Raw genomic sequence first — 12229 nt, 5'->3', positions numbered from 1 at the left:
TCAGTCAGGAAGATACTCCGGCGCGTCTCATAGGTGAGACCATATCCCGTTTTGGTAAGATTGACATCCTGGTAAACAATGCTGGTTCCAATATTCGCAAGCCGGTTCTTGATTTCTCGCCCAAAGATTTTGATACAATCACAGATATTCAGCTAAAGTCCGCCTTTTTCACAGCGCAGTGTGCAGCACGGGAAATGGCAAAAACCGGCGGAGGAAGAATCATCAATCTTGCATCATTGACAAGCAAGATAGGCGTCAGTGGTATAGCACTTTACGGAGCTGCCAAAGGAGGGATTTTTGCCTTAACCAAGGCGCTGGCAGTTGAGCTTGCTGATGCCAACATAAATGTGAACGCTGTTGCTCCAGGTTATGTACGCACGGCTATGACTGAGCCCGCTTTTTCTGATGAAACGCGGTCTCAATGGATGTTGTCACGAATACCAGTCAACCGGTTCGGTACACCGGAGGAGATTGGCAACACGGTTCTTTTTCTTGCTTCGCCTGCTTCAAACTACATTACGGGTGAAGTTATTTACGTTGATGGAGGCTGGATGGCTGCATGATCATTGTACATGTTATATAGGTAAAACATGAATTGGTTTGAGAAGGTAAACTCTTATAAAAAGGAGATGAGTAAGATGCAATTTGCTAAAAGTGCAAGATGGATTACGCTGATTTTGCTGGTTTTGTCCCTGACTACGCCTATTGTTGGAGTCAACGCCGCGGAGTATCCCAACAAACCGGTTAAGATGATCGTCCCTTGGGCGCCAGGTGGAATCACTGACACAGCCATACGCTCAGTGGTGACGGCGATGGGCAAATATTTCCCTAGTCCCATCGTGGTTGAGAATAGGCCGGGCGGGGCTGGAACCGTGGGTACAACTCTTGCCCTGATGGCCAAGCCCGACGGTTACACTGTTTTGGCCACTGCCTGGGGGCCCTTAGTGACCCAACCTTCATTGAAGAAACTGCAGTACAATGCCGAGAGTTATACGCCTGTTTGTCAGGTGGCTGCAGCGCCGAGGATCATTTGCGCTCATCCGGATAGGCCTTACAACAATCTTAAAGAGATGATGGAGTATGCTAAAAAGAATCCTGGCGAGATCAAGGTTGGCATAGCTGGAGTGGGCACCACGGGACACCTGGCCATGGCCGCCCTTGAACAGCAATATGACGTCAAGTTCACCATGGTGCCTCTGGGAGGCGGTGGTCCTCAAAAAACCAACTTAATCGGTGGGCATGTGGATGTAGCTCCGCCCAATAGCCCTACGGCTGGGCCGGCAATACAAGCTAAACAGATAAAGGCTCTCGGTGTTGCGAGCGAGGTGCGTTTCGCGGATTTACCCGATATTCCCACTTGCGCGGAGCAAGGTTATCCCCTGGAGAGCGGGGTTTCTATTGTGGTGCTTGCACCCAAAGGAACACCTGCAGCTATCGTCGAGAAACTTGCTGAAGCTTTCAAGAAGTCTACCGAGGACGAAGAGCTTCAGAAGTTGGCCAAGAAAATAAATTTAAACTTAGAGTATTTGGGAAGCGAAGCCACAGGCAAAAAGCTAAAGAAATTCCATGATTTTTATGCGGGTATTATTGAAAAGCTTGGCCTAGCCAAAGAGTGATTGGGATACTTGAGGTTGTTTGTGGTCAGCAGATGAACCGGCAAGGCATATTACGGGAGAAAAGCAACGTCTGCAGGTTCGTTAACCACCCGTAATATGCCCTTGGCTAGTTACATTGTACGTCGCCAAGGAAAATAGACAGATAGTGGCATAAGATTAGAGACTGTTGCACGGTGTGGGGCGCCCCCCCCATGCAACGCTCTTAGAAGGCACTAAAGTAAATCAATGAGATTGGGAAGCCGACTAATGAGAAAGGGTGAATACATTATCGCAACAATTTTAGGTCTATTGGGTTTGTTTATCTTTATTCATGCCGACCAGATTCCCACCATGGTGGCTGTTGAAAAAAGTTCGGTAGTAAACTCCCGTTTTTTTCCGAAACTGATGAGTGTCCTGCTGGTTATTTTCAGTATAATCCTATTCGTACAAAATAGCCTTCTTCACAAGAAAACCAAGATAATGCCTCAATCGAATAACGAGGGGAAAAATAGTGAAAACAAAAGCTATACGTCTTGGATGAGGATGTCGGCGGCCGTAGGGATGTGCATCTTATTTTTGATATTTTACGAATCAGGAGGTTTCCTTGTTACCTCCATTTTATTTATGTTTAGCTTCTTGCTAATAGTGGGAGTTCGTAACTGGATTTCACTGATTTTGATTTCAATTTTACCACCCGTGATTGTCTATTTTATCTTCAAGGTGCTTTTAAGCGTTCCGCTTCCAGAAGGTGTTCTTAGTCTGTAATCCCAAAGAGAGGCTCATATTATGGAAATCTTGTCTCAACTACTTAGCGGTTTTGCTGAAATTTTTAATGTGGCAAGCATCCTGGCTATCTCTGCGGGAGTGTTGGCAGGCATCACAGTGGGCGCTCTACCCGGTTTAACAGCCACCATGACGATTGCCATATTGACTCCAGTAACTTTCAGCTTGGCGCCGGATATAGGCATTGCACTTTTACTAGGTGTATTCGTGGGTGGTATTTACGGTGGGTCCATAACAGCAATACTAATCAATACGCCGGGTACGCCGGCATCCATTGCCACCACTTTTGATGGCTATCCCATGACCAAAATGGGAAAAGCCGGCCAAGCACTGTACATGGCGTTGTTTTCTTCGGTAGGCGGCGGCCTGATCAGCGGTGTTGTACTAATTTGCATTGCCCCACAGCTTGCCAAAATTGCACTGCAGTTTGGTCCTCCCGAGTATTTTGGCCTCACAGTGTTCGGTATTAGTATTATCTCCTCGGTTTCCGGCCAGATGTTGATAAAAGGGCTCATCGCGGGCGTGATTGGAATCCTGCTCTCCACCGTTGGTATGGACGGCATAACCGGAGTGCCGCGTTTTACTTTTGGAAGCACAGCCATGCTTTCCGGATTTAATCTCATCCCAATACTAATTGGAGTATTTGCCGTCTCTGAAGTCTTTTATCAGATAATAAACCCTGTGTTAAAAAAGGATGATTTTGAGGGGAAAATATCTGGTGTCTATATAAAATTAAAAGAGATGAAACAGTATTTGTTTACGATAATCCGCTCTGGATTGATCGGAACGTTTATTGGCGTGGTTCCTGGCACCGGAGGAGGTATCGCTGCTTTTGTTTCGTATGCCGAAGCAAAAAGAGCTTCAAAAAATCCAGAATCATACGGGAAGGGCGACGCTGATGGTGTGGCTGCGGCGGAGTCGGCTAATAACGCCACCACTGGTGGAGCCTTGGTACCGATGTTGACCTTGGGTATTCCGGGTGATCCTGTAACGGCAGTCTTAATTGGAGCCTTTATGATTCAAGGACTTCAACCGGGTCCCCTGCTGTTTCAGGAAAATGCATCAACAGTATATGCTCTCTTTGCCGGGCTGTTACTTGCCAATATTATACTTTTTATCTTGGGAGTCATCGGCTTGCGCTATTTCGCCAAGGTGGCCAACATTCCTCAGCAGGTACTGGGCCCCATCGTCCTTCTGCTATGTTTTGTGGGATCTTACGCAGTTGCTAATAGCATGGTGGATGTGGCAGCAATGCTGGTAATGGGTATCATCGGATTCTTTATGAAACAATACGGTTTTCCCGGTGCGCCTTTGGTAATTGGCATGATTCTTGGGCCTATGGTGGAAAAAGCCCTCCGGCAGTCTCTTACCTTATCAAATGGTGAGTGGTCCATTTTCATTTACAGTCCGATTTGTGCGGCTTTCCTTGCGTTGACCATCTGCGTATCCATCGTGTTGCCCATATACAGAGCAAGAAAAGACGCCAGAGTGCTTTAGCACAACCCCTAATCCTGAATATTTCCAACTATTATTTAGCTTAAGTATGAATAAGGAGAGAAATAATGGCTAACCAACAGCCGAACATTCTATTCATTGTCACCGATCACACAGCGTATTTCGGTCATGACAGAGAAGGAGAATTTGAATATAAACTCCCCCGTTTTGAGAAATTTGCATCTCAGGGAGTTCGTTTCAGCCGTGCGTACAGCATAAGCCCGGTCTGTACACCCGCCAGGTCCAGTATGATGACCGGCCAATATTCCCATACTCATGGGCTGACGATCAATACCGAGTATGGAGGTGGAACTGATTTTCGACAGGGGCAACAGCTTTATAGTCACTATCTTTCGCAGGCCGGATACAGGAATGGCTATATCGGTAAATGGCATTGCGGACATCATAGGCTTCCGGTGGATTACGGAATTGAAGGCTGGTCTATGCCGGATTATGGCAAAGTCTATCAATCCGATAAATATAAAGAGTATTGCGATCGTAACGGGTTTGGCTCGCCTCTCGCACGCATTGACTACAATCGCCAGCACCCAGAATGGCGCGGCCAGACGTTGAACCTTGATAAGCCGTCGCCATTCAATTACTTCATGCGGGGCTGTGGCGTGCTTGAGGGGCCGCCCGAAGCCCATGAGGAGCAATTCGTGGCTAAACTGGTTATAGAAAAACTGCGCGAATTTGCAAATTCCGGACAACCCTGGAGCATGGTAGCCAGTTTTTGGGGACCGCATCATCCCTATTTCCCCTCCGAGCCCTATGCATCCATGGTGGCTCCCGAATCCATCCCTGAATATCCTACTTATAGGAACAATCTGGAATCCAAACCCTTACGTTATCTGCTGCATCGCGACATGACCTTTGAAAACCCAGACGTCTGGCCGGACTGGTCCATCTGGCAAACCGTGCTGGCTCGTGCTTACGGTCAGGGATACCAGACAGATGCAGCCGTTGGAGAGATACTAGACGCGGTAGAGGATCTAGGGCTTATGGAAGATACCATCGTTATTTGGTGCTCGGACCACGGTGATACCGTTGCGAGCCATGGAGGGGTCTGGGATAAGGCTGCTACCTTTTCCGAAGAGGTCGGACGTATTCCCATGGCGGTCCGCTGGCCGAGCCAGTTTCCTGCCGGGAGGGTTTCCGACAGGCTTGTGTCGAACATGGATGTTACCGCCACTATGCTAGAGGCTGCTGGGCTTGAGGTGCCGACGTCCATGCACAGCCGGAGCATGTTGCCGTTGTGCATAGACCCGAAAAATACTGCATGGCCCGAATATTTGATATGTGAGCATCATGGCCATACGATGGACAAGATCGTCCAACGCATCATTATTCAAGGTAAATATAAATATGTGGCCGCGCTCTATGAGGGCGATGAACTTTACGATTTGGAAGCCGATCCGTTTGAAACTAAAAATCTGATCGACTCTGCGGACCACAAAATTGTCAAAGCACAGCTTCGAGAACGTATCATCGAGCATATTGAAAAAACTGACGATGTTCAAGGCGCAAAGATTGCATATGCTCTGAAGCAGGGAAGATGATCATTATTTTAATGATATCAACCTTAAATTGTATAGATTTCAGACCGTAAGATAAGCTCTTAAGGTTTTTTGAATTACCTATTCCAAAATTTTCTTCCCGGAGATCTTGTAAATTATGGACAAGAAAGAATTCAAGGGTTCCATTGGACGCTATTTTGACGAATCAACCCCTTATTGGCATCGGAGGTCAGGTGCCCCCGAGAATGCCCCCAATATTCTTTTCATCGTCCTAGACGATGTGGGGTATGGCCAGCTTAGTTGCTACGGTTCGGACATTGCAACTCCGAACCTGGACAGGCTTGCCACCGAGGGTTTGCAATACACAAATTTTCATACGGCTGCAATGTGTTCGCCGACCCGGTCTTGCCTGTTGACAGGGCGCAACCACCACACGAACGGCATGGGTTGCCTCGCAGAATATGCAATGGGGTATCCTGGGTATGACGCAAGAATTCCAAAAGAAAATGGGTTCTTGAGCGAAATACTCTCGATGAACGGTTACGCCTGTTACGCACTCGGAAAGTGGCACCTCGCCCCGGAGGACGAAACCAACATGGCCTCAACCAAAAAGCGATGGCCTCTAGGACGGGGGTTCGAGCGTTTTTATGGATTTCTGGGCGGGCATACTGATCAGTATGAACCTAATCTGATTTCTGATAATCACTATATAACCCCGCCAAAATCGTTTGCGGAAGGCTATCACCTGAACGAAGATCTGGCGGATAAAGCCATCGAATTTGTGACCGATCTCAAAAACATCGACCCTGAAAAACCGTTTTTCATGTACTATGCCCTTGGAGCCATGCATGCCCCCCATCAGGCCCCTCAAGAATGGATAGATAAATACAAGGGTAAATTCGATCAAGGGTGGGAAAAGTGGCGGCAAGAGGTCTATCAAAGGCAGCTCGATACTGGGGTCATCCCTCCGGGAACCGAACTTCCCCCTCGCCCAGAATGGATTCAGGACTGGGAAACTCTTTCAGACGACGAAAAGCGTCTGTATGCCAGATTTATGGAGGTGTTCGCCGGTTTTTTCGAGCATACGGATTATCACATCGGCAGGGTGATCGATTTTCTGAAAAATATCGGACAGTATGACAATACGATGATCATTCTGGTGTCAGACAATGGTGCCAGCTCGGAAGGGGGACCTCATGGTTCGATCAACGAAGCTTGCCTGTACAACTCGGTAGCCTTTACCGTGGAAGAAAACATGAAAATGCTGGATAAATTGGGAGGCCCGGAATCCTATCCCAATTATCCCTGGGGATGGACATGGGCTGGAAACACACCTCTTAAACGATGGAAAAGAGAGACCCATGAGGGGGGCGTAGCTGATCCCATGATTGTCAATTGGCCGGCGGGTATAACTACCAAAGGAGAAAAAAGAAGGCAGTATTGTCACGCCATTGACCTTGTCCCCACGGTTCTGGAGGTACTGGGTCTGAATCCGCCGAAAAGTATCGATGGAACCGACCAAAGCCCCATCGAAGGAACTGGCTTCGCTTATACCTTCGAAAACGGGGAGTCCGAGGGGCGTCATCTGACCCAGTACTACGAAATGGCTGGTTGCCGGGCCATTTACCACAATGGCTGGAAAGCCGTTGCTTGGCATAACATCTGGAGGCTTCAGTGGGAGTCTGCGAATTTTGACGACGATCAGTGGGAACTCTACCATGTGGCGGAAGATTTTTCGGAATCTCGCGATCTGTCTGAACAGTTCCCCGATAAGCTGCGAGAACTCCAGGATCTATGGTGGGCGGAGGCCGGAAGGTACAATGTTCTTCCCTTGGATAACCGGATGGCGCAGCGGGTGCTGGACTTTCGATCCAGCCATGAAAACGTTCGTGAAGAGTACGTATACTATCCCTATGGCGCCCCGGTTGCAGAAGGGGCAGCCGTGGACACGAAAAACCGTTCCCATGAAATTTGTGCGGAAGTGGAGATGCCCCCGGATGGTGCGGAAGGGGTTCTTCTGGCCCACGGGGGCAGATACGGCGGCTATACCTTTTATGTGAAGGATCGGAAGCTGCACTATGTCTACAATTTTCTAAACCTCCAACACCATCATATGACATCGGAGACCGAAATTCCCGAGGGCCCCTGTGTCCTGAAATTTCAATATGAAAAGACCGGAGTTGAAAAATTAGGCGCAGGGGGTGTCGGCCGGTTGTTTATCGACGGTCGACAGGTAGCCCAGGTTGAGATTCCCCGGACGATGGGAATTCGGTATCATCTGGCTGATGACGGCCTGTGTTGCGGATATGACGGGCAAACCCCGGTCACGGAGGATTACCGGTCGCCGTTCAAGTTTACCGGAAAGCTTAACCGCGTTGTAGTCACGACTTCGGGGGAGAGGTACTACGATCAGGAATTGCAGTTGAAAGTCGCAAAGGCCAGGCAGTAGCAACGCTTCCCAGCAAAAGTTTCATTAGTAGCTTATCGTTTATTTCTGTGCTCATTGCAATCCACAAGGCATTGCCCTGCATCCGCAAAGCGAAGAGATGTGGACACACGAACACGGACCCAAAGGGGCCACAGCTGGTGGTTAAATATTTCGAGTATCCGGCAATCAAATACACCACACAGACTCTATTATTTGCCTGTCGGATTGATATGTTTGACAGGGGAAAAATAACTGCAATGAAAAAAGCACTCCGCACACTGGTTTTGGCCCCGGACGACACTGTCGCCGTGCTCCTGGAAAACGGTCAGAAAGGCGACACTATTCTTGTGCATAATCAAGAAATCACTTTGCTCGAAGATATACAATTTGCCCACAAGGTACTCATAAAAGATTCAATCGTGAACAGTCCTGTCATAAAGTATGGCACCCAGATTGGCTATATGCTTGAAAACTGTGGCAAAGGAACCTGGCTTCATGGTCACAACATGGGGTGTGACCGCGGTAAAAAGAGGAGATCTGCCATATGAAATTCATGGGATACCATCGCCCTGACGGACGAGTCGGCATTCGGAACCATATTGCAATAATTCCTTCTGTATTTTGTGCTAACAACGTTGTTGAGCAGATCGCTCGAAAGGTCCACGGAACGGTTCCCCTCCGTCATCCTGTAGGTTGCGCACAAGTCGGCTACGACCTTGAATTGACCGCCCGCACCTTAAAGGCAATGGCTACCCATCCGAATGTGGCTGCAGTTCTTATTATCGGACTCGGCTGCGAACGTTTCAAACCTGGCGAACTTTATGAAGCCGTTAAAAACAGTGGCAAACCAGTTGAGATGCTGATTATTCAAGAAGAGGGCGGCTCCACGAAGACGATCAATAAGGGGATCAAAATTGCAACTAGACTCACCAAACAGGAGCGGGGTCGCATGCGCGTTCCATGTGACATTTCCGAACTAACAATTGCTGTTAAATGCGGTGGTACGGATGCAACGAGCGGTCTGGCGGCGAACCCGGTGGTCGGTTCCATGTCGGATCTGTTGAATCAAAATGGCGGCAGCACCATTCTGTCTGAACTTAATGAGCTTATAGGAACAGAAGACATGCTTGCCGCCCGGGCCGTTAACAAAGAGGTAGCAGACAAGATCTATAACGCTATTTACGGCATAGAAGACAAGCTTCTTGGCGGTTGCGATGAACGTTATTTTGGCCGCAATGAACTGATTTCCCCTGGAAATTATGACGGTGGGGTCAGCAATATTGTTGAAAAAGCACTAGGGGGTGTTTACAAAGGAGGAACAGCCCCAGTGGTTGATGTCCTGGAGTATGCGATGCCGGCACCACCAGAGCAAAAAGGTCTGTTCCTTATGAATTACGAGAGTCATGACGGGGAAGTTGTTACCGGCATGATAGGCTGTGGAGCACAACTCGTTGCATTTACCTCTGGGCGTGGCAATCCTGCCGGTTTCCCAATTGCCCCAGTGATCAAGCTGACTGGGAACAGCATGATGTTAAAAAAAATGAGAGAAAATTTCGACTTCAGCGCCGGAGAAATAATCAGTGGAGAGGCGACGATTGACGAAAAAGGCAAAGAATTGTTTGAGCTAGCTCTTTCCGTAGCCAACGGACAATTAACCAGTGCAGAAACTCTCAACGGCTACGAATTGTTTTGTGTAGCGCGTGCTCTGGGAATCCAGGTCCCAGCCAACTGCACAAAGTGTGCAAAAAACGATTCCGCCAGCACCAGTGAGGTTGTTTCGGAGGATCTTGTTGCAAAAATTTGATCAAACGAGAGTAGCCACCACTTTGATGTGAACCGTTTCTCTGAGATCTGAGAAAAAGCAGTTACACAGAATTTTGAACACTCCCCCGGAAAGTTGAGATTAAATGTTTAAAACCAACTTTCCGGGGCTAAAGCCCATAGCAATTCAATTGGAGTATTTTCCCCACATCCATCCCACAGGGAGCAATAGATAGTCTCCTGTAAAAAATAAAAGATGCAGTTCCATAACTCATTTTCAGGCCACCCATGGTTAAGTGCTTTGCCAATAATATTATTTCTTCACCCCCCGTTGCAGTATTCGAATGTGTCCAAGAATTTTGCTTTTTGGCACTTCGTCAGTTCTTGGTGGCGAAAATGCTCCAAGAACAGTCTTAATGTCATAATTCAAGTACTCATCCGGGGAAAGCTCCGGCGAGTATGACGGGAGATAGAACACTTCAATTTTATATGCTGTGAATTGGAAAAAAAAACATTTTAACGCTCAATTCCATATTCAGCCATTTTCCTGTAAAGAGTAGTTCTACCTATTTTAAGCTCTCGGGCTGTTTTTGCGGCATTGCCGTCACAACGCTGAAGAGTCGATATAATTAATTCTCTATAGTTCTGCTGCATAGTAGTGGGGTGAGCTATCTTCCCCTCTGGACTTAAGTTCTGCTGTATAGGTAAGTGAGCAGCCTCAATACGTTTTCCTTGAGAGAGCAGAAGAGCACGTTCACAGATATTTTCAAGCTCCCTGATATTGCCAGGCCAGTTGTGATTTCTTAATAAGTTCAGTGCTTCACTAGAGAAATCTGGCTTGCTCATACCTAGTTTGCTGCATTGCTTGCAGATAATATGCTCCAGAAGCATCTCAAGGTCATCCAACCTGTTACATAATGGCGGAATGACTATTTCGACTACATTCAAGCGATAATACAAGTCTGCCCGGAAGTTACCGTTTGCAGTTTCCTGCAACAAATTTGTATTGCTAGCTGCAATAATACGAACATTGATTGGAATTGTTCTATTGTCGCCAATCCGCATAATTTCATTTTGTTGCAGGACGCGTAACAACGTCGTCTGGAGTTCCAGGGGAAGGCTATTTATTTCATCAAGAAACAGTGTACCATTATTGGCAAGTTCAAATTTACCCACCATTCCTTTGCGTCTGGCTCCTGTAAAAGCGCCCTCCACATACCCAAAAAGTTCAGATTCAATGAGGTCTCGTGGGATGGAACCACAGGATATGGCCACAAATGGCTGATTACTTCGGTTCGAATGACTGTGTATTGCTTGGGCAAAGAGCTCTTTTCCGGTGCCACTCTCCCCGACAAGTAGGACACGAGAGTCCGTTGTTGCTGCCAGTTTGGCGAGTTTTATTTGCTGATGAAGTTCGCTATTGTTTCCGATAATGTCATTAAACTCATACTTTGAGTGATTGCCGGACAATTGCCTAACTATATTGATCATCTGATTCTTTTCAGACATGGTGATGATCATCCCTACAAATTTTTTACCTCCCGTTACGGTTGGAGTTATTCGGCAGAGGTAACTTCTGTCACCACCCTGGCATCGGAACTTGATTTCAATGTGATCGGAATCTTTTTGATCGGCATATTTTTGTAATTGAATTTCATCCATGAGGGATATTTCTTCTATTCTGCGACCAAAAATTTGACGTGGCTCATTTATGCCAAGCATTTTCGCTGCGGTAGCATTGAGATGGGTAATTTCAAGATTCCGGTTTATTGCCAAGAAACCGTCAGACAGTGAATTGTAAACCATGTTCACCATAGTGTTGAGACGCTGGCTCTCATCTATCAGAGCATGCTCCCTAATCTGCGTTTCGATTAAATGTACTGCTGCATCTACCAGAGCAAGGGTGTGTTTGTGCTTGCCAGTATACTTACCGGATAAAGTAAGCACGCCTATGATGTTGTCTTTACCGTCATGAATTGGAGCTGATGAGCAGGTCCAATTATGATAGTTAATGTTGTAGTGTTCTGCCCCTGTAAGCTGTACCGAACTCCTCTGCTCTAGGGCGAGGGCAATGGCATTTGTTCCTGAGACCATAGCGTTCCTGTGGCATCCTGGGACATAATTGTTTTTATTTGCTTGTTCAAGTATTTCTGAATCTGCTATTGTCTCGAGAACCCGCACTTTGTTGTCTGCCAGAGAGAGTAGGAAACCAGTACCCTTTACAGATATTTCAATCATCTGCATAATAGGGCGAGCTACTTCAACAAGCTCTTTATTGAGTTTAAGTAAAATCTTCAATTCCTCTTCTGACATAATTTGAGGAGGACTCTTGGCGAATGGATCAATTCCTGCTTCACGGCAACGAATCCATGAATTCAGTATAAATGGCCGTATAGGATACTCTGGCTCCCTGCTATGAACAACAACATTCAGCCAGGCTTGTTTAGTAGGGTCACCGTCAAACTCACTTAAACTTACGTTCTTGTCGGTCAAAACTGTTTCGCGCATATCAGTCTCCAGATAGTGGATGATCAGTCAAATCACCATTCAATATACACTTTAAAACAGAAACAGCAATCGATACATGTCCAGTGCGTTCCTAAATGGGACACATGTTCCATATCGAAACACACTTGCCGGAACAGTCACCA

General features: G+C 47.1%; 10 protein-coding genes and 1 pseudogene. 9 read left to right on the top strand and 2 right to left on the bottom strand.

Annotated elements, in window-relative coordinates; genetic code table 11:
* The 9 genes from BLQ17_RS20595 to BLQ17_RS20560 form a co-directional block, all read left to right on the top strand.
* Positions 1–563 (top strand): SDR family NAD(P)-dependent oxidoreductase (locus BLQ17_RS20595; RefSeq protein ID WP_092226025.1); only part of this gene is annotated, 563 nt, incomplete at its 5' end.
* 75 nt (positions 564–638) lie between these two features.
* A complete protein-coding gene (locus BLQ17_RS20590) occupies positions 639–1616 on the top strand; it encodes a Bug family tripartite tricarboxylate transporter substrate binding protein (protein WP_176761362.1) in 978 nt (325 codons plus the stop codon).
* A gap of 246 nt (positions 1617–1862) precedes the next feature.
* The gene (locus BLQ17_RS20585; protein ID WP_176761361.1) at positions 1863–2360 is read left to right on the top strand and encodes a tripartite tricarboxylate transporter TctB family protein; all 498 of its coding nucleotides are present in this window, start codon (positions 1863–1865) and stop codon (positions 2358–2360) included.
* A gap of 21 nt (positions 2361–2381) precedes the next feature.
* Entirely contained in the window at positions 2382–3875 is a 1494-nt protein-coding gene (locus BLQ17_RS20580; RefSeq protein ID WP_092226022.1) for a tripartite tricarboxylate transporter permease, read from the top strand.
* Between the two features lie 65 nt (positions 3876–3940).
* Positions 3941–5431, top strand: coding sequence for a sulfatase-like hydrolase/transferase (locus tag BLQ17_RS20575; protein WP_092226021.1), 1491 nt, complete (start codon positions 3941–3943; stop codon positions 5429–5431).
* A 115-nt stretch (positions 5432–5546) separates the two neighbouring features.
* Complete coding sequence (locus BLQ17_RS20570; protein ID WP_092226020.1) at positions 5547–7838, top strand: arylsulfatase; 2292 nt, start codon at positions 5547–5549, stop codon at positions 7836–7838.
* 34 nt (positions 7839–7872) lie between these two features.
* Entirely contained in the window at positions 7873–7983 is a 111-nt protein-coding gene (locus tag BLQ17_RS23780; protein WP_143005588.1) for a PQQ-dependent sugar dehydrogenase, read from the top strand.
* Positions 7984–8074: 91 nt separating this feature from the next.
* Positions 8075–8365: a UxaA family hydrolase gene (locus BLQ17_RS20565; RefSeq protein WP_176761360.1), complete on the top strand. Its 291-nt coding sequence runs from the start codon at positions 8075–8077 to the stop codon at positions 8363–8365.
* Positions 8362–9621: a UxaA family hydrolase gene (locus BLQ17_RS20560; protein WP_092226018.1), complete on the top strand. Its 1260-nt coding sequence runs from the start codon at positions 8362–8364 to the stop codon at positions 9619–9621. The genes BLQ17_RS20565 and BLQ17_RS20560 overlap by 4 nt, the downstream gene beginning before the upstream one ends.
* A gap of 368 nt (positions 9622–9989) precedes the next feature.
* Here BLQ17_RS20560 and BLQ17_RS23775 read toward each other — a convergent pair.
* A pseudogene (locus tag BLQ17_RS23775) lies at positions 9990–10065 on the bottom strand (hypothetical protein); the annotation flags it as partial.
* A 29-nt stretch (positions 10066–10094) separates the two neighbouring features.
* A complete protein-coding gene (locus tag BLQ17_RS20555; RefSeq protein ID WP_092226017.1) occupies positions 10095–12086 on the bottom strand; it encodes a sigma-54-dependent Fis family transcriptional regulator in 1992 nt (663 codons plus the stop codon).
* Between the last annotated feature and the right edge of the window lie 143 nt (positions 12087–12229).

This window comes from Desulforhopalus singaporensis (assembly GCF_900104445.1).
Lineage (GTDB): Bacteria > Desulfobacterota > Desulfobulbia > Desulfobulbales > Desulfocapsaceae > Desulforhopalus_A > Desulforhopalus_A singaporensis.
This window is presented reverse-complemented; position numbering and strand designations above follow the sequence as displayed.